Source organism: Streptomyces sp. NBC_00872, from assembly GCF_045161915.1.
In the GTDB taxonomy this organism is placed as follows: domain Bacteria; phylum Actinomycetota; class Actinomycetes; order Streptomycetales; family Streptomycetaceae; genus Streptomyces.
In genome coordinates this window covers 153,760-177,546 of sequence record NZ_CP108806.1, presented here as the reverse complement: position 1 = coordinate 177,546, position 23,787 = coordinate 153,760, and the positions used below count along the sequence as shown (strand labels likewise).

18 protein-coding genes are annotated in these 23,787 nt (G+C 71.2%); 10 read left to right on the top strand and 8 right to left on the bottom strand.

All coding sequences use genetic code 11. The features are described from left to right. Nucleotides 1-29 precede the first annotated feature (29 nt). The 6 genes from OG214_RS00845 to OG214_RS00820 all read left to right on the top strand — a co-directional run bounded on the left by OG214_RS00845 (nucleotide 30) and on the right by OG214_RS00820 (nucleotide 13,488). A complete protein-coding gene (locus OG214_RS00845; protein ID WP_405983392.1) occupies nucleotides 30-1,850 on the top strand; it encodes an alpha-galactosidase D in 1,821 nt (606 codons plus the stop codon). A 139-nt stretch (nucleotides 1,851-1,989) separates the two neighbouring features. Continuing rightward, nucleotides 1,990-4,428, top strand: a complete 2,439-nt coding sequence (locus tag OG214_RS00840; protein WP_405983391.1) for a glycosyl hydrolase family 95 catalytic domain-containing protein — start codon at nucleotides 1,990-1,992, stop codon at nucleotides 4,426-4,428. Nucleotides 4,429-4,619: 191 nt separating this feature from the next. Then, a complete protein-coding gene (locus OG214_RS00835; protein ID WP_405987397.1) occupies nucleotides 4,620-5,765 on the top strand; it encodes an SGNH/GDSL hydrolase family protein in 1,146 nt (381 codons plus the stop codon). 125 nt (nucleotides 5,766-5,890) lie between these two features. Next, on the top strand, nucleotides 5,891-8,077 hold the full coding sequence (locus tag OG214_RS00830) for a glycoside hydrolase family 3 N-terminal domain-containing protein (RefSeq protein WP_405983390.1): 2,187 nt from the start codon (nucleotides 5,891-5,893) through the stop codon (nucleotides 8,075-8,077). A gap of 121 nt (nucleotides 8,078-8,198) precedes the next feature. Continuing rightward, nucleotides 8,199-11,405 carry an alpha-L-rhamnosidase gene (locus OG214_RS00825; protein ID WP_405983389.1) on the top strand — a complete coding sequence of 1,069 codons (3,207 nt, stop codon included), beginning with the start codon at nucleotides 8,199-8,201 and terminating at the stop codon, nucleotides 11,403-11,405. Between the two features lie 289 nt (nucleotides 11,406-11,694). After that, nucleotides 11,695-13,488: an FG-GAP repeat domain-containing protein gene (locus OG214_RS00820; protein WP_405983388.1), complete on the top strand. Its 1,794-nt coding sequence runs from the start codon at nucleotides 11,695-11,697 to the stop codon at nucleotides 13,486-13,488. Nucleotides 13,489-13,677: 189 nt separating this feature from the next. Here the strand turns inward: OG214_RS00820 and OG214_RS00815 are convergent, their stop codons facing one another. The 3 genes from OG214_RS00815 to OG214_RS00805 all read right to left on the bottom strand — a co-directional run bounded on the left by OG214_RS00815 (nucleotide 13,678) and on the right by OG214_RS00805 (nucleotide 16,309). After that, nucleotides 13,678-14,982 (bottom strand): nucleotidyl transferase AbiEii/AbiGii toxin family protein, encoded by a 1,305-nt coding sequence (locus OG214_RS00815; protein ID WP_405983387.1) that lies wholly within the window; start codon nucleotides 14,980-14,982, stop codon nucleotides 13,678-13,680. Nucleotides 14,983-15,089: 107 nt separating this feature from the next. Then, nucleotides 15,090-15,521 (bottom strand): protein-tyrosine phosphatase family protein, encoded by a 432-nt coding sequence (locus OG214_RS00810; RefSeq protein ID WP_382854074.1) that lies wholly within the window; start codon nucleotides 15,519-15,521, stop codon nucleotides 15,090-15,092. Between the two features lie 20 nt (nucleotides 15,522-15,541). Next, a complete protein-coding gene (locus tag OG214_RS00805; protein ID WP_405983386.1) occupies nucleotides 15,542-16,309 on the bottom strand; it encodes a hypothetical protein in 768 nt (255 codons plus the stop codon). 267 nt (nucleotides 16,310-16,576) lie between these two features. Here OG214_RS00805 and OG214_RS00800 point away from each other — a divergent pair, with 267 nt between their 5' ends. From OG214_RS00800 to OG214_RS00785, 4 genes are all read left to right on the top strand, one after another. Beyond that, entirely contained in the window at nucleotides 16,577-17,845 is a 1,269-nt protein-coding gene (locus OG214_RS00800; protein WP_405987396.1) for an ATP-binding protein, read from the top strand. Nucleotides 17,846-17,908: 63 nt separating this feature from the next. Beyond that, nucleotides 17,909-18,292, top strand: a complete 384-nt coding sequence (locus OG214_RS00795; RefSeq protein ID WP_382854080.1) for an MmcQ/YjbR family DNA-binding protein — start codon at nucleotides 17,909-17,911, stop codon at nucleotides 18,290-18,292. Nucleotides 18,293-18,543: 251 nt separating this feature from the next. Then, nucleotides 18,544-19,866, top strand: a complete 1,323-nt coding sequence (locus OG214_RS00790) for an SUKH-4 family immunity protein (protein WP_405983385.1) — start codon at nucleotides 18,544-18,546, stop codon at nucleotides 19,864-19,866. 152 nt (nucleotides 19,867-20,018) lie between these two features. Next, nucleotides 20,019-21,191, top strand: a complete 1,173-nt coding sequence (locus OG214_RS00785) for an alpha/beta hydrolase (protein WP_405983384.1) — start codon at nucleotides 20,019-20,021, stop codon at nucleotides 21,189-21,191. Between the two features lie 130 nt (nucleotides 21,192-21,321). Here the strand turns inward: OG214_RS00785 and crcB (OG214_RS00780) are convergent, their stop codons facing one another. From crcB (OG214_RS00780) to OG214_RS00760, 5 genes are all read right to left on the bottom strand, one after another. Beyond that, nucleotides 21,322-21,696 carry a fluoride efflux transporter CrcB gene (gene crcB, locus OG214_RS00780; RefSeq protein WP_405983383.1) on the bottom strand — a complete coding sequence of 125 codons (375 nt, stop codon included), beginning with the start codon at nucleotides 21,694-21,696 and terminating at the stop codon, nucleotides 21,322-21,324. Further along, a complete protein-coding gene (locus tag OG214_RS00775) occupies nucleotides 21,693-22,040 on the bottom strand; it encodes a DUF190 domain-containing protein (protein WP_363085922.1) in 348 nt (115 codons plus the stop codon). The genes crcB (OG214_RS00780) and OG214_RS00775 overlap by 4 nt, the downstream gene beginning before the upstream one ends. Then, nucleotides 22,037-22,510: a fluoride efflux transporter CrcB gene (gene crcB, locus OG214_RS00770; protein ID WP_363085921.1), complete on the bottom strand. Its 474-nt coding sequence runs from the start codon at nucleotides 22,508-22,510 to the stop codon at nucleotides 22,037-22,039. Before crcB (OG214_RS00770) ends, OG214_RS00775 begins: the two co-directional genes overlap by 4 nt. Nucleotides 22,511-22,816: 306 nt before the next feature. Further along, a complete protein-coding gene (locus OG214_RS00765) occupies nucleotides 22,817-23,179 on the bottom strand; it encodes a metalloregulator ArsR/SmtB family transcription factor (protein ID WP_363085924.1) in 363 nt (120 codons plus the stop codon). Between the two features lie 219 nt (nucleotides 23,180-23,398). Further along, a complete protein-coding gene (locus OG214_RS00760) occupies nucleotides 23,399-23,770 on the bottom strand; it encodes an ATP-binding protein (RefSeq protein ID WP_382854139.1) in 372 nt (123 codons plus the stop codon). Nucleotides 23,771-23,787 lie beyond the last annotated feature (17 nt).

Sequence of the window (23,787 nt, the reverse complement as noted above, 5' to 3'; positions counted from 1 at the left end):
CCTGCCCCGACAACAGGAGGTCCCGGCCCATGCGGTCACCCTCGTACTCCTTCAGAACCCTGCTCGCCCTGGCTCTCACCGCCGGTCTGACGACGGCCGTGCCCGCGGCGGTCGCGGCCACCCCCACGGCCACGTCGACCACCGCCGCCACAGCCACCGGCTCCTCGACGTCCGCCGCTCCCGCCCCGAAGCCGTACATGGGCTGGACGAGCTGGAGCATGCAGTCCTCGAAGTACCCGGGACTCAACCCCGACGGCGACTACAGCTATCTCACCGAGAAGAACGTCCTCAAGCAGGCGGGCGCCCTGGCCTCCAAGCTCAAGAGGTACGGCTACGAGTACGTCAACATCGACGCCGGCTGGTGGCGCGACATGGCGTGGAAGCCGGAGTTCGACGGATACGCCCGGCAGGCCGCCGACCCCGGCCGCTTCCCGCGCGGTATGAAGCCGGTCGCCGACGACATCCACGCCAAGGGGCTCAAGGCGGGTATCTACCTCCCCGTCGGTCTGGAGAAGGAGGCGTACGGCGGCGGTACGGTCCCCATCTGGAACGCGGAGGGCTGCACCACCGCCGATATCGTGTACAGCGATCTGCGCACCACCAACGGCTGGGACAGCGCCTACAAACTCGACTTCTCCGGTCCCTGCGCGCAGAAGTACATCGACTCGCAGGCGCGGATGTTCGCCGACTGGGGGTACGACTTCCTCAAGCTCGACGGTGTCGGACCCGGCTCCTTCAAGAGCGGTGACAATTACAACAACGTCGCCGATGTCGCCGCCTGGCAGCAGGCGATCGCCAAGGCGGGGCGCCCGCTGCACCTTGAGATCTCCTGGTCGCTCGACATCAACCACGTCGCCGACTGGAAGAAGTACTCCAACGGCTGGCGGATCGACACCGACGTCGAGTGCTACTGCAACACGCTCGTCTCGTGGGAGAACTCCGTCGACGACCGCTTCGACGACGCTCCCAAGTGGGCCCGGTTCGCGGCTCCCGGCGGCTGGAACGACCTCGACGCCATCGACGTCGGCAACGGCGAGATGGACGGCCTGACCAAGGCCGAGCGGCAGAGCTACATGACCCTGTGGGCCATCGCCAAGTCGCCCCTCTACACCGGTGACGACCTCACCCGCCTCGACGACTACGGCGTCTCCCTGCTGACCAACAAGGACGTCATCGCCATCAACCAGGGCAGCGCGCCGCCGGCCCGCCCGGTGACCGCGACCGGCGACCAGCAGGTCTGGAGCTCCAGGAACGCCGACGGCAGCCACACCGTGGCCCTGTTCAACCTCGCCGACACCTCCGCCGCCGTGACCGCCGACTGGCAGTCCCTGGGCTTCACGGGCCAGGCCGGGGTCCACGACGTATGGAACAAGGAAGACCTCGGCACGTTCAAGGAGAAGGTGACCCAGGCCCTGCCGGCCCATGGCTCGCGTCTGTTCACCGTGACCCCGAGGGGAAGCGCGTTCAAGAAGACGGCCTACGAGGCCGAGTCCCCGGCCAACACGCTCAGCGGCAGCGCCTCGATCGGCGACTGCGGCGCGTGCTCGGGCACGCACAAGGTCGGCAATCTCTACCAGGGCGGAAAGCTCCAGTTCAACGACGTGGTGGTATCGAAGGCCGGCCACTACATGATCGATGTGTCCTACATCAGCGGTGACGCGCGCCCGGCGAAGATCTCCAGCAACGGGAACGGCGCCACCGGTCTCAAGTTCCCCGCCACCGCAGACTGGGGGACCGTCGAGACCGTCACCGTCCCGGTGACCCTCAAGGCCGGTACGAACACGATCACCATCGACAGCGGTGACGACTACGCGCCGGACATCGACCGGATCGCCGTACCGCTGCTCTGAGTCCGCGTCCCGCTCCGAGCCCGTCCCGCTCTGAACACCGGTGCGGGGCCCTGCCGCCGCAGGCCCCGCACCGGCCCCTTCCCCGCCCCGGCGGACCGCACCCGCATGCCCGCACCGCCCTTCCGGAATGGAGTGCACCGTGGACGACCAGCACACCGGCACACCCGCGTCAGCACCGAACTCCCCCCGCCGCCCGAGCCGGCGCGAGGCCCTCTCCCTCGCCGCCGCGGTGGGCGCCTTCACCGCCCTCGGCGGTCTGCCCGCCTTCGCCGCCTCCCCGCCGGTGGTCCGGCAGACCAGGTCCCCACTGCTTCCAGCGTCGTCGGCCACCAGGTTCTGGTACCAGTCACCGGCCTCGGACAAGAACATGATCGAGCAGGGCCTGCCGGTGGGCAACGGCCGCCTCGGCGCCCTCGCGGGCAACGATCCCTCCCGTGAGGTGCTCCTTGTCACCGACGCCACCCTGTGGACCGGCGGTCTCAACGGCACGCTCGACGCGGACGGCCAATTCCCCTACGGGCGCCAGGACTTCGGTTCGTTCACCCTGCTCGGCCGGCTCACCGTCGACATCCCCGACCACGATCTGTCGGCCGTCTCCGCCTACCGGCGTGACCTCGACATCAGCCAGGGCGTGGTCTCCTCCTCGTACGTACGCTCCGGAGTGACGTACGAGCGCCGGATCTTCGCCAGCCATCCCGACGACGCCGTCGTCGTGCACTTCTCGCAGAAGGGCGGCGGACGGTACACCGGATCGGTGAGCCTGGCCGGCACCCACGACGAGACGACCACCGCGGACCGCGCGCGCACGTACGCCTCGTTCAGCGGCTCCTTCCCGGACGGCGGACTGCGCTACGGCGCCGCGGTGACGGCCTGGAGCGGCACCGGCAAGGTGACGGTCGACGGTACGAGGATCACCTTCGAGGGCTGCCGGGAACTCACGGTCGTCGTCAGCGGAGGCACCGACTACGCCCCCGACGCGGCCACCGGCTACCGCGACCGCGGCCTCGATCCCGAGCGACTGGCCAGGACAAAGGTCCTCGCGGCGGCCCGCAACCCCGTCACCGCCCTGCTGCACAGCCATGTCGCCGACCACCGCGCGCTGTTCGAGCGGATGGACGTCTCGCTCGGTGAGTCGTCGGAGCTTCAGCGCGGTCTGGACACCTGGGAGCGCGTCCGGGCACGCCACACCGACGGTGCGGCCGATCCCGAACTCGAAGCCTCCTACCTCCAGTTCGGCCGGTATCTGATGATCGCCGGATCCCGGGACAGTCTGCCGGTCGCTCTCCAGGGGCTGTGGCTGGACGGCAACGACCCGGACTGGATGGGCGACTACCACACCGACATCAATATCCAGATGAACTACTGGATGGCCGACCGGGCGGGTCTGTCCGGCCTGTTCGACGCCTTCGCCGACTACTGTCTGGCGCAGCTCCCGTCCTGGACCGAACTCACCCGCGACCTCTTCAACGACCCGCGCAACCGCTTCCGCAACTCCACCGGGAAGGTCGGCGGCTGGGCCGTCTCCTTCTCCACCAACATCCATGGCGGCAATGGCTGGTGGTGGCATCCCGGCGGTAACGCCTGGCTGGCCAACTCCCTCTTCGAGCACTACGAGTTCACCCAGGACAAGGCGTACCTCGCCAAGATCTACCCGCTGCTCAAGGGCGCCGTCGAGTTCTGGGAGGCGCGGCTGATCACCACGACCGTCACCGACGCGGCCACCGGCGGGACCCGCGAGGTGCTCATCGACGACAAGGACTGGTCGCCCGAGCACGGCCCGCAGGACGCCAAGGGCATGACATACGCACAGGAACTGGTCTGGGCGCTCTTCGGGAACTTCCGCACCGCCGCCGCCGTCCTCGGCAGGGACGCCGCGCACAGCGCGACCGTCGGCGCCCTCCGGGAGCGGCTGTATCTCCCCGAGGTGAGCCCCACGTCGGGCTGGCTCCAGGAGTGGATGTCGCCCGACAACCTCGGGGAGACGACCCACCGGCATCTCTCCCCGCTCATCGGGCTCTTCCCCGGGGACCGTATCCGCCCCGACGCCTCCACCCCCGAGGAGATCGTCGACGGTGCGGCATCCCTGCTCACCGCGCGCGGGATGGACAGCTTCGGCTGGGCCAACGCCTGGCGCAGTCTGTGCTGGGCGCGGCTCAAGAACGCGGACAAGGCGTACCAGCTCGTCGTCACCAACCTCAGGCCTTCCACCGGCGGCACCAACGGCACGGCACCGAACCTCTTCGACATCTACGAGGTCGAGAAGGGGCGGGGCATCTTCCAGATCGAGTCCAACTTCGGCACCGCCGCCGCGATGATCGAGATGCTGGTCTACTCACGGCCCGGCCATGTCGAGCTGCTGCCCGCGCTGCCCGCGGCCTGGGCGGACTCCGGCCGTATCACGGGCGTCGGGGTACGGGGCGGCTTCACCGTCGATCTGAGCTGGCGGGACGGAAAGGTCACCGAGGCCCGGCTGCACAGTGTCGGCGGGCGTACCACCACGGTCTCGTACGGCGGGAAGACCCGGAAGGTCAGTGTCGAGCCGGGCCGCTCCGTCACCCTGCGGGACCTGGGGCGGTGAGCCTCCGTCAGCGGTCTCTCCGTGGTCCGCGTGCGGCGGCTGCCGTCGCCGCGCTGCTGGCCCTGCTGAGCGCGCCCCTGACCGCGGAGGCGGCGCCGACGAGACCGGTACAGGCCCCGACGTCACCGGTACAGGCACGGGCGTCCGTATCGGCTCAGGCACCGGCGTCGGCGCAGGCGCCGGCTCAGGCATTGGCACAGGCATCGGCACCGGCGCGGGCGCGGACGTCACCGCACCAGGTCGTCACCTGGGGCGCGAGCGTGGACCGGCAGGGCGAGGCGCCCCGCGACCGGAGCTACCGGATGGTGGTGCGCACCAGTGCCGGCGGCACCGGCGCCCGGGTCCGTCTGTCCAACGCGTTCGGCGACCGGCCGGTGACCTTCGACAGCGTCCACGCGGGCCGGCGGCAGGAGGGCGCGCGGGTCGTACCCGGCACCAACCGCGCGCTCACCTTCGGCGGCGCGGCGTCGGTCACGGTCGCGCCGGGCGCGAGCGTGGTCAGCGATCCGCTCTCCGGCCGGCTGGCCGCCGGGAGCGATCTGGCCGTCAGCTTCCATGTGCTGAGCGCGGGCGGTCCTTCGACCGGCCACGGCATGGCCATGCAGACCTCGTACGCGACCGCGGGTGACCACGCCGCCGAGGAGGGCGCCGAGAGCTGGACCGACCGGACCAGCTCCTGGTACTACCTCGACGCGGTCACGGTGGAGACCGGCGCGGACACCGGAGCGGTGGTCACCCTGGGCGACTCCATCACCGACGGCTGGCAGTCCAGCACCGATACGAACCGCCGGTGGCCCGACTACCTCGCCCGCCGTCTCCGGGCCACGGCCGGGACGGAGATCAAGGGGGTCGCCAACGAGGGGATCTCCGGCAACAAGGTGCTGGCGGACGGCGCCGGGCAGTCCGCGCTGAACAGACTGGACCGCGATGTGCTCTCCCAGCCCGGGGTCCGTACGGTGTTCCTCTTCGAGGGCATCAACGACATCAAGGCCCACACCGGGGTGACGGCCGGCGATCTGATCGCCGGGTACCGGGAGATCATCGACCGGGCGCACACGGCGGGGATCTGTGTCGTCGGCGCGACGGTCCTGCCGTTCAAGGGCTGGTACGAATTCGATCCCGAGGGCGAGGCCGTACGCCAGGACGTCAACGACTTCATCAGGAACAGCGGTGAACTGGACGCCGTGGCCGACTTCGACAAGGCGCTGCGCAGCCCCTACGACCGGGAGCGGCTGCTGCCGGCCCTCGACGGCGGGGACCATGTCCATCCGAACGACAAGGGCATGCAGGTGATGGCCGACACGGTCGATATCAAGACCCTGAGCTGCGACCGCTGACCGGCCGCCCTCTCCTGCCGCCGCGGCCGGCTCCCGTATGATCCACCGGCTCCGCCTCCCCGGGTCCCGCGAGGACCCGGGGGAGGCGGTCATGTCCAGAACCCACCCCACGAGGGAGCGCTCCCATGACCGGCGCCAGCGGCACGGCACCGTACGCATCCGAGATCAAGGACCTGATCGGCCGTATGACGGCCGAGGAGAAGCTCGGCCAGCTCCAGCAGCTCTCCTGGACCGGTGACACCGGTCCGGGAGAGGGACAGACCCACGAGGTGGAGACCACGGCGCGCGCGGGGCTGCTCGGCTCCGTACTGAATGTCACGGGCCCCCGGCACACCAACTACCTCCAGCGCATCGCCGTCGAGGAGTCCCGGCTCGGTATTCCGCTGCTCTTCGGCCTCGACATCATCCACGGCTACTGGACGACCTTCCCGATCCCGCTCGCCCAGGCCGCCAGCTTCGATCCCGAGGTGTCGGCGCGGGACGCCGAGGTCTCGGCGGGTGAGGCGCGCTCCGACGGACTGCACTGGACGTTCGCGCCGATGATGGATGTCACCCATGAGCCCCGCTGGGGGCGGATCGCGGAGAGCGGGGGCGAGGACCCGTATCTCAACGCGCGCTTCGCGGCGGCCAAGGTACGCGCCTACCAGGGCGACGATCTCGCGGCCCCGGACCGGATCGCGGCCTGCGCCAAGCACTTCGTCGCCTACGGGGGAGCCGAGGGCGGCCGTGACTACAACACCGTCGATGTCTCCGAGGCACGGCTGCGCAATCTCTATCTGCCGCCGTTCAAGGCCGCCGTCGACGCGGGCGTGGCGACCGTCATGGCGGCGTTCAACACCGTCAGCGGCGTCCCGGCCCACGCAGACCCCCACACACTGACCGCCATCCTCAAGGAGGAGTGGGGCTTCGACGGATTCGTCGTCAGCGACTGGACCGGTGTCCATGAGCTGATCGCACACGGCTTCGCGGCGGACGGCGCGGACGCGGGCCGGCTGTCCCTCAACGCCGGTGTGGACATGGAGATGGTCTCCACCCATCTCGCCGACCACGGAACGCGGTTGCTCGCGGAGGGCCTGATCAGTCGTGAGCGGCTCGACGACGCCGTGGCCCGGATCCTGCGGCTGAAGTTCCGTCTCGGGCTCTTCGACCGGCCGTACACCGACGAGAGCGCCGTGATCACCGCGCCGACCGGTCCGGCGCGCGCGGCGGCGCGGGAAGCGGCGGCGCGCTGCATGGTGCTGCTGAAGAACGACGGGGGAGTGCTGCCGCTGAGCACGGGGACCGGATCGCTCGCGGTCGTCGGCCCGTTCGCCGGCTCCACCGATCTGCTGGGCACCTGGATCGCACCGGGAGCCGAGGGTTTCCCCGCGGTCACGGTCGTCGACGCCGTCAGGGCCGCGGTGCCGGGCGCCGAGGTCGGATACGCGCCGGGGGTCGACGCCCAGGGGCAGGACACCGGCGGGATCCCGGAGGCGGTCGCCCTCGCCCGCGCCGCCGAGATGACGATCGTGGTGGTGGGCGAACCCGCCGGGATCACCGGCGAGGCGGCCACCCGCGCCGATCTCGCGCTGCCCGGCGCACAGCGGGAACTCATCGCCGCGATCGCCGCCACCGGGCGGCCCTTCGTGGTCGTCCTCGTCAACGGCCGTCCCCTGACCGTGGCGGACTGGCTCGACTCGGCCCCCGCCGTCCTGGAGGCCTGGCACCCGGGCACCGAGGCCGGCCACGCCATCGCCGATGTGCTGTTCGGCGCGGTCAACCCCGGCGGCAAGCTTCCGGTCACGTTCCCCCGTACGGTCGGACAGGTCCCGGTCTACTACAACCACGAGAACACGGGCCGCCCCTACCGTCCGGCGCACTCCGACGAGAAGTACGTCTCCCGCTATCTCGACCTGGACGACGGACCGCAGTTCGTCTTCGGTCACGGTCTGAGCTACACCACCTTCACCGTCGAGGAGCCGAGCCTGAGCAGCGAGCGCGTCACGGCCGCGGAACTGCGCGAGGGAGTCACCGTCGAGGTGGCGGTGACGGTACGGAACACCGGTGACCGCACCGGCGACGAGGTCGTCCAGCTCTATGTCCACGACCTGGTGGCCACCCAGGTCCAGCCGGTCCGCCGGCTGCGCGGCTTCCGGCGCGTCACCCTCGCCCCGGGCGAGTCCACCACCGTCCGGTTCCCGCTCGGCGCCGAGGACCTCGGATTCTGGTCGGGTACGAGCGAGCCCCGATTCACGGTCGAACCAGGCGACTTCGACATCTACGCGGGCAACAGCGCACGTGCCGACCGGAAGCGGACGCTGATCGTGACCTGACGTGAAAGGTTTCAATCCGATGCGGTGCCGAACTCTTGACGGGATGGGTCCGGGTCTCTAGTTTCCGGGCTAGTTTCGCACGAGTGAAACGATTCAACGCCGAATCGTATCGGAGCCGAGTGTGATCAGCAGAAGACGCCTGCTCAGCACCACCGCCACCGCCCTCGGGACAGCCCTCGCCGCCGGAACCGTCCCGGCGGCGAGGGCGGCGGACGGGAGTCCGGCCGCGCCGCGCGCCCTGAGGCCGGCGCCCGGCCGCCCGTCCGTCGAACACGTCAGAAACCCGCTCGGCCTCGGCACCCCGCGCCCCCGGCTGAGCTGGCCCCTCGTGTCGGAGGACCCCGGGCAGACACAGAGCGCCTATCAGCTCCGTGTCGCCACCGATCCGCGGCTGCTGTCCCGGCCCGATGTCTGGGACAGCGGCAGGATCACGTCGGGGGACTCGGTCCTCGTCCCCTACGCGGGCCCGCCGCTGAAGTCCCGTACGCGCTACCACTGGTCGGTACGCGTCTGGGACGGTGACGGCCGCGCCTCCGGGTGGAGCGAGCCCTCCTGGTGGGAGACCGGACTCACCGACGCCTCGGACTGGTCCGCCCGGTGGATCGGCGCTCCCGCCGCGCTCGTCGGCGCGCCCGCGCTGGACGGCGCCTCCTGGATCTGGTTCCCCGAGGGCGACCCGGCGAGCGGCGCCCCCGCCGCCACCCGCTGGTTCCGCGCCCGCTTCGAGGTCCCGGCGGGCATCGTCCGGGCACGGCTCGTCATGACGGCGGACGACGGCTACACCGCGTATGTGAACGGCACCCGGGTCGCACACACCGACGCGGACGGCCCCGCCGAGAACTGGCGCCGCCCCGGCGTCGTCGAGCTGACCGGCCTGCTGCGCCCCGGCGCCCAGGTGATCGCCGTCCGCGCCGTCAACGCCACCGCCGGGCCCGCCGGTCTGCTCGGGGCGCTGGAGATGACGAGCGCCGACGGTGTCCGTACGGTCGTCACCGGCACGGCCTGGCGGACCACGGACCAGGAGCCGTCCGGCGACTGGCTGTCCGCCGGCTACGACGACGGCTCCTGGCCCGCGGCGAAGGCCCTCGCCCCCTGGGGCTCCGGACCCTGGGGCCGGGTGACGGCCTCGTACTTCCCCGCAGCCCAACTGCGCCACGAGTTCCGGCTCCAGGACAGGACCGTCGCACGGGCCCGGCTGTACTCCACGGCACTCGGACTCTACGAGGCACACCTCAACGGCGAGCGCGTCGGCGAGGACCGGCTCGCGCCCGGCTGGACCGACTACCGCCGGCGGGTCCAGTACCAGACGTACGACGTGACAGCGCTGCTCAGGCCCGGCGCCAACGCGCTCGGGGCCACGGTCGCGGCGGGCTGGTACGCCGGGAACATCGCCTGGTTCGGTCCGCATCAGTACGGTGAACGGCCCGCCCTGCTCGCCCAGTTGGAGGTCACCTACGCCGACGGCACGACCGAGCGGGTGCTCTCGGACACCGACTGGCGCGCCGCGACCGGCCCGGTCGTGCACGCCGATCTGATGGCGGGGGAGGAGTACGACGCCCGGCTGGAGACCGACGGCTGGACCCGCGCCGGCTTCGACGACGCGCGGTGGGCGCCGGCCGAGCCCGTCGAAGGGGTCACCGCGGCGCTGGTGGCCGAGACCGGCGGCCCCTCGCGGGTGGCGGGCGAACTGCCCGCCCGTACCGTCACCGAGCCCAGCCCCGGCGTCTTCGTCTTCGACCTCGGCCAGAACATGGTCGGCGCGGTCCGTCTGACCGTCTCCGGCGCCGCCGGAACGACCGTACGGCTGCGCCACGCCGAGGTCCTCAACCCCGACGGCACGCTCTACACCGCCAATCTGCGCACCGCCCGTGCCACCGACTCGTACACCCTCAAGGGCGGCGGCACCGAGACCTACGAACCGCGCTTCACCTTCCACGGCTTCCGCTACGTCGAGGTGACGGGCTATCCGGGCCGGCCCGCGCCCGACGCGGTGGTGGGGCGGGTCGTCCACACCTCTGCGCCGTTCACCATGGACTTCACCACCGATGTCCCGATGCTCAACCAACTGCACAGCAACATCACCTGGGGCCAGCGCGGCAACTTCGTCTCCGTACCCACCGACACCCCCGCACGCGACGAGCGGCTCGGCTGGACCGGCGACATCAATGTCTTCGCCCCCACCGCCGCCTACACCATGGAGTCCGCGCGCTTTCTCACCAAATGGCTCCAGGACCTCCGGGACGGCCAGGCCGCCGACGGCGCCTTCACCGATGTCGCGCCGCTCGTCGGCGCGATCGGCAAGGGCGCGGCGGGGTGGGGCGACGCCGGAGTCACCGTGCCCTGGGCGCTGTACCAGGCGTACGGAGATCTGCGGGTACTGGAGGAGTCCTGGGCCTCGATGCTGAAGTGGCTCGGCTATCTGGAGGCCCACAGCAGCGGATATCTGCGGCCCGCCGAGGGGTACGGCGACTGGCTCAACGGCGGGGACGAGACGCCCAAGGACGTCATCGGCACCGCCTGCTTCGCGCACAGCGCCGATCTGGTCGCGCGGGCGGCGGACGCCCTGGGCAAGGACCCGGCGCCGTACCGGGCCCTGTTCCACGCGGTCCGCGACGCCTTCCGTACGGCGTATGTCTCCGAGGGCGGCCGGGTGAAGGGCGACACCCAGACCGCGTATGTGCTGGCCCTCTCGACGGATCTGCTGGCCGAGGGCGACCGCGGGCCCGCCGCGGACCGTCTGGTCGAGCTGATCAGGGCCAGGGACTGGCATCTGTCGACAGGCTTCCTCGGCACCCCGAGACTGCTTCCCGTCCTCACCGGGACCGGCCACACCGACGTCGCCTACCGGCTGCTGCTCCAGCGGACCTTCCCGAGCTGGGGCTACCAGATCGACCGGGGCGCCACCACGATGTGGGAGCGCTGGGACTCCATCACACCGGACGGCGGCTTCCAGGACGCCGCCATGAACTCCTTCAACCACTACGCGTACGGCTCGGTGGGCGAGTGGATGTACGCCAATGTCGCGGGCATAGCGCCGGGCGCCCCCGGCTTCCGCCGGATCGTCGTCCGGCCGCGCCCCGGAGCCGGGGTGACGGAGTGTCAGGCCCGCTTCGACTCGCCGTACGGACCGGTCACCACGGCGTGGACGGCGGGCGGCGACGGCTTCCGGCTCACGGTGTCTTTGCCCGCCAACACCACGGCGGAGGTGTGGATCCCGGCCTCCGCCGCGCGGGATGTACGGCACGGCCGCGCCCGGTTCGTACGGATGGACGACGGCTGCGCCGTCTTCGCCGCCGGCTCGGGAACCCACCACTTCGCCGCCCGATGACCGGACCGGCGGGGGAGGGCCACACCGGGACACCGGTCCGGTGAACCACCCATTCCTTCCCCCTCGTTCATGAAATATCCACCCTGGATTAACAACTGACTTGCTCTCGGAACCCCCGGCCGGATAGATCTACCTTCACGACCTGGGGAGGGACGTCATCGTCGTGGGGGGCGTTTTCCGCCGTGCCATGGGCCGGCGGCCGTACATCAACGAGCTGACAGCGCGCACCGCCGTGCGCGGCGCGAGCCGCCCCCGGCCCCGGGTTCCTTCGCATCTCACTGGAGGCGGCATGTCTGCCCACGCAAGACCCGGGGCCCAGTGGCCCCGCCGTATCACCCGCTCAGCCGTACTCGGCTGCGCCACGCTGCTCGTGAGCGGCTCCCTGATGGTCACGGCCTCGGCCGCGGAACCGGGCGCCGGCGCACACGGCCCGATCACGCTGCCCGTTCCGGCGTCCGCGGCCCGGCCCGTCTTCACCATTCCGGGCCGGACCGACGCCGGCGCGGCGGCCGGTGCCACCGGAGAGCGCCGTCTCGCCGCCGCGCGGGCAGCGGTCGCGGGCGCCGCCGGGCGCGCCGACCTGAACGGTGACGGCACGAGCGATCTGCTGTACCGCGTCAGCAACGGAGACGTCTGGGCCGACTGGGGCACCGGCGGCGCCGTGGTCATCGCCTCGGACAGCTCCCAGGTCAAGGATCTGCTGCTGCCCGGCGACCTCACCGGCGACGGCACGGCCGATCTGCTCACCCTGACGCCGACCGGCGCGCTGCGGCTCCACAGCGGCGCGAACGCCACCACCGACGGCGGTATGACCGCGTACACCACGCTCAGCAACGGCTGGCAGGCGTACGACAAGCTGGTCGTCCCCGGCGATCTGACCGGGGACGGCACCCCGGACCTGCTGGCCCGGAGCAGCGCGGGACTGTATGTCTTCCCGGGCACCGGGAAGGGTTTCGCCACCGGGACCAAGGTCGGGGGCGGCGGCTGGAGCCAGTTCGACCAACTGGTCGGCGCCGACGACCTCACCGGCGACGGGATCGCCGACCTCATCGCGCGCAACCCCACCGGGCTGTACGTCTATCCCGGCAACGGCGCGGCCACCGGCTATCCGTTCCAGGAGCGCGTCCAGATCGGCGGCACCGGCTGGCTCCAGTACAACCAGCTCGTCGGCGGCGCCGACTACGACGGCAACGGCACCGCGGACCTGGTGGCCCGTTCGTACGACGGCACCCTGTACTACTACGCGGGCAACGGCACCGGCACCTTCGCCGCCCGTGAGCTCGCCGGCACGGAGTGGGGCACGGTCACCCAGTTCGCGGGCTCGGGCCCCCGGCCGAACTTCGGCAAGGGCGGTGTCTTCGCCCGTACCCCCGGTGGCACGCTCTACTACTACGACGCCACCGGCACCGGCCGGCTCAGCGCGAAGTACCTGATCGGCGAGGGCTGGGACCGCTCCGTGTCACGGCTGACCCACGCGGTGTCGCTGCGCGCGAACGGGCTCTCCGATCTGATCGAGCACAGCCTCTACGACGGCCATCTCTACAACTCGGGCCTCTACGCCTCGTCCGACCCGGATATCGCGGGCGGCTCGAAGTCGTACAACCTTGTCATCGGCCCCGGCGATCTCGACGGTGACGGCAAGAGCGATCTGCTGGCCCGCAGTTCCACGGCTCTGTACTTCTACGCGGGCGCCGGTACGGGCCTGTCGGTGAAGCCCCGTGTCCAGATCGGCGGCAGCGGCTGGATGCAGTTCGACAAGATCGTCGGTGCCGGGGACCTCACCGGTGACGGCCGCGCCGATCTGGTCGCCCGCGGCTCCGCCGGTCTGTATCTCTACGCGGGTACGGGCACGGCGAGCACTCCCTTCGCGGCGAAGGCGCAGGTCGGTGGCGCGGGCTGGAGCCAGTACAAGAACATCGCCGCACCGGGCGATCTCGACGGCGACGGCGCCGCCGATCTGCTGGCCTCGAACACGGCGGGCGAGCTGTACTTCTACGGGGGTACGGGCAAGGCGGACGTGCCCTTCAAGGCCCGGGTGAGGATCGGCAGCGGCGGCTGGAACCAGTACGCCGATCTGCTCTGACCCCCGCGACCGCCGCTCCGACCCCCGCGAACCGTCGCTCTGACGCCCGCGGGTGTCGAAGGCCGCTGACGGAACCGGCCGATCCTGGCGGTTTCTGACCGGGACCGCCCGCCGTACGGACATCAGGCGGGACCGGTGTGCGGGCCGGGGGAGAGCACCCCGGCCCGCATACCGGCACGGCGGCGGCCGTCAGCGAAGCAGACCGAGGGCCTGGTCACACCACTTGGGGTAGTTGCGGAAACCTTGCCAGCCGTCCGGGTGTGCCAGGACGGCCGCCAGCGCGCCTTCCAGCCCGAGGGTCTCCGGCCCCGCGATCTCCCGCATGACGACGACGGCCGCGGCCAGACCGTCCATGCCGCCCGCCGAGAAACGCGCGAGCGCGGCCGCCGGATCGGCCGGGGACACGGTACGGATGGACTCCACGAGCGGTCGCAGCCACCGGGCCCACCGGGTGTACGTCTCCTCACCGGGCGGTTCCGCCACGGCGAGGAACGGCTCCAGCGCCCGGCCGAGCCGCTCCGCGCAGGAGCGGGGTGTCTGCTCGGCCCATGGGTGGTCGGCGACGAAGTGCTCCCAGCCGACGTCCACGGAGAGCGAGTCGAGCCACTCGCGGGAGGCCGGCCGCAGCCCTTCGTAGCCGGTGAGCACAAAGGTGTCCCGCACCAACGTGTACTCCGGCGGGGCGTGTTCGGCCAGCAGGACCGCGTCGTACAGGTCCTTGCCCTGCGGATGGACGTCACTGACCAGCCACAGGAGCTTCCAGGCGAGCGAGAGCCCGGGAGAGGCCGCGAGAAGGCGGCAGCCGGGGCCGTCCCCGAGCGGGCGCAGCTCCGTGAGCCCGGCGGGCGCGGGCAGATTCTCGTTGAACACGAGATCGAGCTGGACGGTGCCTCCCGGTATCCCCGGCGCCGTCCAGGGCAGCAGCATGCGGCGGCCCGGAACACGGTCGTAGGTCCAGATGTCCTCCGTCACCATTCCGGCGGCGTCGATCAGAACCGTGTCGCCGCGCGCGTGGGCGAGGGCCGCCGCGTCGCGGGCGATGGCGTCGAACACCCCGGCGGTACGCGGCTCGTCCATCGCCCAGTCCTGTGGCACGACCACAAAGTCCAGATCGCCCGGGTCACGCGCCCGCTCGCCGAACCAGGTGGCCATCAGCACACTGCCCCGCAGCACGAGATGCTCCGCCCAGGGTCCCTCGGCGATCGCCGCGAGCACGATGTCCAGCACCGTACGGCGGGTCCGGTGCCACACCGGGCCCGCCGTCTCGTCCTCGAAGCGGGGTTCGCCCGCCTGATAGGCGTTGCCGAACTGCTTCAGCGCCGGATCGAACACCGCGGGCCGGGTCATTCCGGCCGGTGTGGGCAGCAGCGTGCGCGGAAGGTCCGACCGTTGCCGGGCCGTCTCGTCGAGAGGGGTGTGCGGGACACCTCCCACCCCCACCCACAGCCGCTCCCAGAGAGTGGAGTCGGCGGACTCGTCGGAGAAGGACGTCATCGTAAAGGCCCCCGGGGCGGTCATGGCGGCGGTGCGCGGATCTCACCCACAGTGTCAGCACGCTGGACCGACGGCCAGAGAATATCGCTCCGGCCCACCGCCGTAGGTCAGCCGGTGAACCGGAGCACATACCGCCGCTGCCACGGAGTCTCGACGGCACGGCGGTGGTAGTGCCGGCGTACGTACTCCACCGACCGGTCCGCGGGCACTCCGTCGAGAACGGCGAGACAGGCGAGTGCCGTTCCCGTCCGGCCGCGACCGCCCCCGCAGGCGATCTCGACGCGCTCGCCGGCGGCACGCGCCAGCGCCTCACGGAGAACGTCCCGCGCGGCCGTGCCGTCGCTCGGCAGCCGGAAGTCCGGCCAGCGCAGCCATCGGGACTCCCAGGGGACCTCGGCGGGCTCCTTGCCGAGGAGATGGACCGCGAAGTCGGGCCGCGGACCGGCCGGCAGCGGCCGGCGCAGCGCACGCCCTCTGACCAGGCGCCCCGAGGGAAGTCGCAGGACACCGGCGCCGGCGGGATTCCAGGTCTCGGTCACGCGTCCACGATAGCCGTGGTTCAGGTCAGGGCCGACGCCGTGTGGTGATGACGGTCGAACACCGCCCGGAAACGCGGGAACCGTACGGACTTCGGATCCAGCAGATCGAGCAGGGCGACCAACTGCCGCTGGATCCCTTCGAGTCGGACGACCGCGGGACCGACGTCCTCGGCCAGCCGGTCCACGTCCGAGAGCAGCCGCTCGAACCACCGGCGGAAGTCGTCGTCCGTGTCGAGCTTCGCGGAGAACTCCGCGAACCCCAGACAGCGACGCCGGCCGGGCTCGCCGTCCGGGTGGACCATCAGCTCACCGACGGCCCGTTGCTCCGTGCGGAAGAGCCGCAGCTCGTTGCTGTCGGAGGAGATCCGGCCGAGAGCGGAACCGACCTCCGAGATCTGGATCATGACTGCCTGGTTGGTACGGGACCTGCCGAGGTCGAGGAACTGGACGTCGCGGCGGAGGATCTCCACCCAGCCCAGGTACTCGGCGAGTACGAAGACCGTGCTGCGCCGCACGTACTCGGCCTCCTCGGGGGTGCCCCGGGTGAGGAACCCGGTCAGGAAGCCGTGGCCGGGCCCGGGACCCCGCTCGACGGCATACCCGCGCAGCACGTTGAACAGTCTGCTCTGGAGATCGAAGGCGGCCCACGCCAGTGAGGCCCCGTACGTCTCCATCAGATTGCGCTGTTCCATGGTGCGCAGACGGCGCTGGGTCCAGTAGCCCAGTACCGCCGCCGCGGAGGCGCTGCCCAGGGCCACCACCGCGGACACCAGAGTCAGGACATCCATCGGTGAACCTCTCCCCCCGGAGACGACTGCGTACCGTCACGGCCGCGAACCCGCCGTATCCTAGCCCTTCGGCAGCGGCTCGCCGTTCCGGGGAGCGGTCCGGCGCGGGGCCCGTCACCGGCACGGGGATCGTCACAGGATTCGTCACACGGTGGATCCGCGCGCTCGCACACCGTGCGCCCGGCTCCTCCGAACAGGCGGTCCGGCGGAGCAGGCCCGATGATGGGAGGCCAGAAGCGCGGGAAGGCGACGGGCAGAGGCTGGACCATGGCCGTGTGGCACGTGCGGGACTTCGCCCCGGACGATCTGGAAGCAGTGGTACGTCTCGACGGCGAGAGTGCCACCACCGACCGGCCCGCCGTCTTCCGTCTCTCCGAGGTCGTCGCCGCGCTCCAGGGACAGCACCCCAGCGTGGTCGCGCTGGCCGACGATCATCTCGTGGGCGCGGCGGTGGGGCGGGTCGACGGCGACCGGGCCTGGGTGCTGCGGATCGGTCTGCACCCGGCCTGGCGGAATCTGGGTCTGGGCACGGCGCTGCTCGACGCCCTGGAGCACCGTCTCCAGGGCGCGGGCGCCAAGACCGTCGCCGCGCTGCTGCCCGGGGAGGAGACCGGCGCCACCGCGTTCGCCAACGCGGGGTTCCGTCCCCACCAGGGTCTGACGTACTTCGAGAAGGCGCAGTCCGCGACCGCCCAGGACTCGGCCGTCCTGTCCTCGCTCGGCGCGCAGGTGCCCCCGTCCGGGCTCTGGGAGAAGCTCAGCGGCATGGCCGACGAGAAGCAGCTCATCGAACGGCGGCTGGTGCTGCCGCTGGCCAACCCCGAACTCGCCGACCAGCACGGCGTCGAGCCGCCCAGGTGCGTGGTGCTGTTCGGCCCGCCGGGCACCGGCAAGAGCACCTTCGCGATGGCGGTGGCCAGTCGGCTCGCCTGGCCTTTCGTGGAACTCTTCCCGTCCCGGATCGCGCTGGAGGACGGGCTGGCGAACGGACTCGGCCGCCGCTTCGACGAGATCGCGCAGCTCGACCACGCGCTGGTCTTCATCGACGAGGTGGAGGAGGTCGCGGGCGCCCGTAATCTCGCCGACCCGGTCTCCGTCGGTGTGGTCAACGAACTCCTCAAGTCGATCGTCCGGTTCCGTGATCACGACGGCAGGCTGCTGATCTGTGCCACCAACACCGTCGCCGCCCTCGACCCGGCCTTTCTGCGGCACGGCCGTTTCGACTACGTCCTGCCGGTCGGCCCGCCCGATCACGAGGCCCGCAACGCCCTCTGGACCAGCTACATAGCCAAGGCGGGAGCCAGCGCCGACACCGAGGTACTCGCCGACGCCAGCGACGGGTTCACCCCCGCCGACATCAAGCAGGCCGCCCGTACCGTCGCCCAGAGCACCTTCGAGCGCACCCTCGACAGCGGAGAACGGGCCCGGCCCACCACCGAGGACTATCTCCGCACCATCCGCCGCACCCGCCCCACCGTCACCAACGAGATGGCGATGGAGTTCGCGGACCACACCATCCGCTACGGCCGCGTCTGAAGGCCGGCCACTCCTTCCCGTCCCTCCGGACCGGCTGATCGCCCGGGGGTCCGTCGTCCTACCATGGTGCCCGTGACCACGATTGATGCCGAAGACGTCCGCCGTATCGCACTGGCACTCCCGGAGACGGTGGAGAAGGAAGCGTGGAGCATGCCCACGTTCCGGGTGGCGGGGAAGATGTTCATCACGGTCCCCGACGACGAGACGTCGTTCGCCGTACGGTGCCCCAGGGATGAGCGGACCGAGCTGATCGCGGCGGAGCCGGAGAAGTTCTGGGTGCCGCCGCACGAGGCGAGCTCCGCATGGGTACGGGTGAGGCTCCGCGCCCTGGACGATTTGGACGAGCTGCGCGACATCCTTGTGGACTCCTGGAAGCAGGCCGCCCCGGGACGTCTGCTGGAGGCGTTCCCCGCCCTGGAATCCCAGCTGGACTCCGGCGCGCGATAAGCCGCGCGTACGCGGGGCCCCGCACATCCGCCGCGTACGGACGTGTCTGCCGCCGCACTGCCGCACACAACAAGAACGCCCCCTCGGAGAGGGGGCGTTACTCTGCTCGACGACGTCAGCTCGACCACGTCAGACACCGCTGACGGCGGGATTCGTACCCGCGATCCGAGATCACCGTAGCCGGTGAGGACCGCGCACAGGGGGAGGCTCCGCCGACACGCCGGGAGATCCGTCGTCATACGATCACCGGGATGACGGAGGGGCGGCGGATCATGAATCTGGCGGACGGCGTGAGCGGAGGCGCGGGCGCGGACGCGGACTCGGGCTCGGATCTGGGATCGGGCTCGGATCCGGAGTGGATGGCGCGCCGGCTGGACGAGGCGTTCGGGGCGGACCATGTGGTGCGGGTGGCGCCGGAGCGGCTGCATCCGGCGATCGTGCACCGACCCACCCGCGCGTTTCTGAGCGGCACCGGCCTGATGCGCGGGACGGGATTCCTCGAACTTGCCCCGGACCTCGGGGACGGTGCCCGGCAGGTGTCCGACCTGTTCCCCGACGAGGCCGAAGTCCCCGACGGCGCGGGGGAGTTCGTGGTGCTGGGCAGCTTGGCGCCGGACGAGGGCGATCCCGGCGAGTACATCGTGCTGGACGGCCGTACCGGCCGGGTCCATGCCCTCCACGACCCCGACGAGAGCCGGTTGCTCGCCTCCGGGCTGTACTCCTTCACGCTCTTCGCGCTCGCCCTCGAATGGCTGCGCACCGACCGCGGGATATTCGAGGGATTCGCGGGGCGGTACGGCCCGGAAGCCGTGGCGGAGTCGACCGGCACATTGCTCGGCCTGCTGCGTGAGCACGACCCCGTACTGCTCGGCTCGGAGGACGAGGACACCGAGGTGTCCGCCTTCTGGCGGCTCTCCCTGCTGCTGCGCCCACTGACCCGGATCGCCCCGCCGGGGGAGGGCGACGGGCTCGCGATCGCTCTGCCCGAAGGCTTGCTGGAGAAGGAGTACGGCGCGGACGCGGTGGTGCGCTTCGCCGACGAGGACCTCCCCTCGGCACTCACCCATGAGCCCACCCGGGCCTTCCTCCGCGACACCGGCCTGGTCCGCGAGAGCGTCTGGGTCTCCCTGGCCGACGGCCCGCTGCCGACCCTGGCCGAGTACCACGCGGACGGGCGGGACGAGGAGACCTACGGTGCCCCGGCGCCCGGCGCCGGGGCGCTGATCCGTATCGGCTACCTCGTCGAGGACATCGACCTCGTCATCGACGGTGCGTCAGGCCGGGTACGGGGCTGGTCCCTTCCCGAGGCGCGGTTCCTTCCCGTCAACGCCGATGTCTCCGCCCTCGCGTTCACCCAGTGGCTGATCGCCCGCGTGACCGCCTTCGACCGCGAGCACCGGATCACCGACGACTACGTCAATCTGGCCACCACGGCCGCCGCCGTACTCGCCGACGTCGAACGGACCGCCGGCTCCGGCGCCGAGGACGCCGAGAACACCGACGACGGCGACGACAACTGGGGCTACTGGCCGGAGGCCTTCCACGACGAGGCGGGCGGAGGCCTCTACGCGTAGGAAGCTGTCCGGTCGGTACGGACCACGGGAGGAGCGTACGGGCGCGGTGGCGTGCGGCGGCCGACACTTCCGGGCTAGTCCCGCAGGCCCCGCGAAGTTCCCCGGCCGCATGCTGATGGGCGAGGCCCCACTCCTTCGTGAAGGGAAGTGCCATGGCTTCATCCATACCCGAGGGTTCGCGGCGCCGGGGCCGGTACGGCCTGGTGGCCACCTGCACCGCGGCTGCCGCTCTCAGCGGCTGTGCCAGTCCGTCGGTTCTCCCGACGGCCCCCAACGCCGGTCAGCCCGGTCGCGCCGTGGCCGAGGCCGAGGCCACACCCCAGTACCCGTACGCCCCCTGCGGCAATCCGCCGGTGAAGCTGGAGGAGCAGGACCAGGAGTTCCTGAACCAGCTCGCCGCCGAGGACGGGCCGCCCCTGTACGACCTGTCGTACACGGCGGCGCGCGAGGTGCTCAACAAGCTCCAGGCGGGTCCCGTCGACAAACTTCCCGCGGAGATCAGTGAGCGGACCGTACCCGGTGGTCCGACCGGGCCCGTCTCCATCCGCGTCGTCCGTCCGCCCGGAATCACGGGTCCCCTGCCCGGCGTCGTCTATCTCCACGGCGGTGGCTGGATCCTGGGCAACGCGCAGACCCACGACAGGCTCGTCCGCCAGATCGCCAACGGCGCCCGTGCCGCGGTGATCTTCGTCAACTACACGCCGTCCCCGGAGGCACAGTTCCCCGTGCCGAACGAGCAGGCGTACACCGTCGCCAAGTGGCTCGCCGAACACGGCAGCGAGATCGGCGTCGACTCCTCCCGGCTCGCCATCGCCGGTGACTCGGTGGGCGGCAACATGACCGCCGCCGTGACCCTGATGGCCAAGCAGCGCGGCGGGCCGAGATTCCTCCAGCAGGTCCTGCTGTACCCGGTCGTCGACGCGCGCTTCGACACCCCGTCGTACAACCGGTTCGCGGAGGGCTGCTGGCTCACCCGCGGGGCGATGGAGTGGTTCTGGGACGCCTTCGCGCCCGACCGCGCGGTCCGCGACCAGCCGCTCGCCTCGCCCCTGCTCGCCTCCGTCGAGCAGCTCCGGGGTCTGCCCAAGGCGCTGGTGATCACCGATTCCGACGTCCTGCTGGACGCCGCCAACGCCTACGCGGACAAGCTGCGCAGCGCGGGAGTCCCGGTGACCAACCGTCACTTCGCGGGCGTCACCCACGACTTCATGATGCTCAACGCCCTGTCGGGCACCCAGGCCGACAAGGAGGCCGTCGCGGAGACCACCAAGACGCTCCGCGAGGCGCTGTACGGGAAGCAGGAGGAAGGGGCCGGCTCGAAGTGAACCGGCGGATCCGGCCGGAGCCGGCGCGGACGGTCTGACAACCCGTCCGGCACCCCTGCCGCCACGCCCCCGCTCCGCCCGAGCCGTGGCCGGCCCGTCACCCGGGTCGGCCACGGCAGCCTGCCCCGGATCACGCCCGGAGCGCCCCGGCGACGGCGATACCCACGAAGACCGCACCGAGCCCGGCGACGACGCTCGCGACGGCATTGGCGGCCGCGTAGAACCTCGCGCCGTCCTCGGCCAGCCGCAGCGTCTCGTAACTGAACGTGGAATACGTCGTCAGTGCTCCGCACAGCCCCGTGCCGATGAACAACCGCGCCGGGGAGGACGCCGCACCCGCCGTGACAGCGCCCGTCAGCAGCCCGAGGACCAGACACCCCACGACATTGACCGTGAACGTCCCCCACGGGAAGAGGGTGTCGTGCCGGGCCTGCACCGCCCGGTCGGTCAGATACCGCAGCGGTCCGCCGATCGCCGCCCCGGCCACGACCAGGAGCCAGTTCACCGGTCCTCCTCGCGTTCCGTGTACCGGACGACCTCGCATTCGTCGAGGACCACCAGCCCCTCCCCGACCACTTCGTCGAGCTGTGGCAGGAACGCCCGGATCTTCTCCCCGGCGTCCACGATCACCACCGCCACCGGCAGATCCTCACTCAGCGACAGCAGCCGGTGCGTATGGATCAGTGAGGACGCCCCGTACCCCTCGACACCGTGGAAGACGCTCGCTCCCGCCAGCCCCGCCGCGTGCGCCCGGTGCACGATCTCCGTGTAGAGGGGCCGGTGATGCCACAGATCCGATTCCCCGACGAGGACCGTCATCCGCAGGGCCGTGCCCGTCAGCTTCGTCATGCCCGCCTCCACGCCACGACGCGGCGTGTCACCCACACCGCGGCCCACACCGCCGCGAGGGCCGCGAGCAGTGTCAGTCCCAGATAGGCCATCCCCGTACGGACCCGGCCGGCATCCACCAGACGCTCGATGTCCACCGCATAGGTGGAGAACGTGGTGAACCCGCCCAGCACACCGGTACCGAGGAACGGACGGACCAGCCGGTGCGCCGTCCACGCCTCGGTGATCACCACCATGAGCACACCGATCAGCGCGCAGCCGCTGACATTGACTCCGAACGTCGTCCAGGGGAACGCGCCGACGGCGGTCGGCCAGATCAGCGAAGCACCGTACCGGGCCGCCGCGCCGCACATCGCGCCGAGCGCCACGACGCCCACCACCGGCCAGGGCACCCGCGCACGCGCCGGACGCCGCCCGGGGACGGAGAGATCGACATCGGGACGGGCGGACCGGTCAGCGGGCTCTTCCATCGCACGGCTCCGGGGAACTCGCACCACCATGTTCCTCCTACTCGCTCGGCACCCGGATCCGGGCGCGCTGCCTCGCAAGTAGGGACCGTTGGCGGTCTGTCACCGCGGTTCGGGTACGGCGGGCCCCACCGCCGCTCGGCGCTCCTCGAAGCGCTCACGGTCAAGGCTAACGTCAGGGGCCGCCGGCGCGCCAACCGCGTCCGGGCCGAACGGTCCCGGCCCCGGCCTCGCGGGGAGTCCGGGTGATCGCGGCCGGTGCCCCCCGCACGGCCGGCCTGCGCCCCCTGATGTGCGAGGGGAACGCGGCTATGGCGTTCCGCGCCGCCGGACCGTGCGGTCCGGCTCCGTGGCCCGCAGATCGGCCAGCAGCTCGGCCTGGCCCGTCAGCACCCCGGACAGGATCGTCCGCGCCACCTTGAGCAGCTCCGCGACATTCGGATTGGCCAGTGTGTAGTAGACGGCCGAGCCCTCCCGGCGGGTGGTGACGAGGTTGGCACGGCGCAGGACGGCCAGTTGCTGTGACAGATGGGACGGTTCGACACCCACCTCGGTCAGCATCTCGGAGACCGCGTGCTCCCGTTCGCTCAACAGCTCCAGCACTCGGATCCGGACGGGGTGCCCCAGCGTTTTGAAGAACTCCGCCTTGAGCTGGTAGAGCGGCGCGCTCACCGCAGCCGCCCCCCGCCGCAGAAGACCGCCGCGCGGCGCGATCGCCGCCCCTGTGCGCGCTCGGAGCGTCGCACGCATCCAGAACTCATCGTCATGGGGCCATCCTCGCGCCTCCGCGCCGAAGCGATGACCTCGGTACCTGCCAAGCGATGACCTCGGTACCTGCCGAGACCTGCGATTCCGGCGACGGAGAGGGCCCGCGCCGAGCCGGCGAGGGGGTTACAGGGGGAGGGTGATCCAGATGCTCTTGCCCCGGCCGTCGGCGTCGCCGCGTACGACCGCCGTCCCGCCGAGGCCGAGGGTGAGCTCGACCACGATGGCCAGCCCACGGCCCGCCGCACCGGTGGCCGGGGCGTACAGCGCGGGCTGGAAGGGGTGACGGTCGTGGACGGCGAACGCGAACGTGTCCGGCCCGGCCGCGAAGACGACGGTGACGGCGGGGGACAGGACGGCGGCGTGCCGCACGCTGTTGGCGACCAGCTCGCTCACGATCAGCAGCGCCGGATCCACGCTCGGATGGCGGTGGCTGATGCCCCATTCGGCCAGTACCTGTTCGGTGGTCTCACGTGCCATCCGTACCGCCGTCCCCATGGCGGGCAGGGTCAGTA

What these genes read in the sequence shown, in the direction of transcription:
- OG214_RS00820 (WP_405983388.1), top strand. Translation starts at nt 11,695, where the DNA reads ATGTCTGCCCACGCAAGACCCGGGGCCCAGTGGCCCCGCCGTATCACC.
- OG214_RS00800 (WP_405987396.1), top strand. Translation starts at nt 16,577, where the DNA reads ATGGCCGTGTGGCACGTGCGGGACTTCGCCCCGGACGATCTGGAAGCA.
- OG214_RS00830 (WP_405983390.1), top strand. Translation starts at nt 5,891, where the DNA reads ATGACCGGCGCCAGCGGCACGGCACCGTACGCATCCGAGATCAAGGAC.
- OG214_RS00845 (WP_405983392.1), top strand. Translation starts at nt 30, where the DNA reads ATGCGGTCACCCTCGTACTCCTTCAGAACCCTGCTCGCCCTGGCTCTC.
- OG214_RS00815 (WP_405983387.1), bottom strand. Translation starts at nt 14,982, where the DNA reads ATGACGTCCTTCTCCGACGAGTCCGCCGACTCCACTCTCTGGGAGCGG.
- OG214_RS00790 (WP_405983385.1), top strand. Translation starts at nt 18,544, where the DNA reads ATGACGGAGGGGCGGCGGATCATGAATCTGGCGGACGGCGTGAGCGGA.
- OG214_RS00760 (WP_382854139.1), bottom strand. Translation starts at nt 23,770, where the DNA reads ATGGGGACGGCGGTACGGATGGCACGTGAGACCACCGAACAGGTACTG.
- OG214_RS00785 (WP_405983384.1), top strand. Translation starts at nt 20,019, where the DNA reads ATGGCTTCATCCATACCCGAGGGTTCGCGGCGCCGGGGCCGGTACGGC.
- crcB (WP_363085921.1), bottom strand. Translation starts at nt 22,510, where the DNA reads ATGGAAGAGCCCGCTGACCGGTCCGCCCGTCCCGATGTCGATCTCTCC.
- OG214_RS00795 (WP_382854080.1), top strand. Translation starts at nt 17,909, where the DNA reads ATGGTGCCCGTGACCACGATTGATGCCGAAGACGTCCGCCGTATCGCA.
- OG214_RS00805 (WP_405983386.1), bottom strand. Translation starts at nt 16,309, where the DNA reads ATGGATGTCCTGACTCTGGTGTCCGCGGTGGTGGCCCTGGGCAGCGCC.
- OG214_RS00775 (WP_363085922.1), bottom strand. Translation starts at nt 22,040, where the DNA reads ATGACGAAGCTGACGGGCACGGCCCTGCGGATGACGGTCCTCGTCGGG.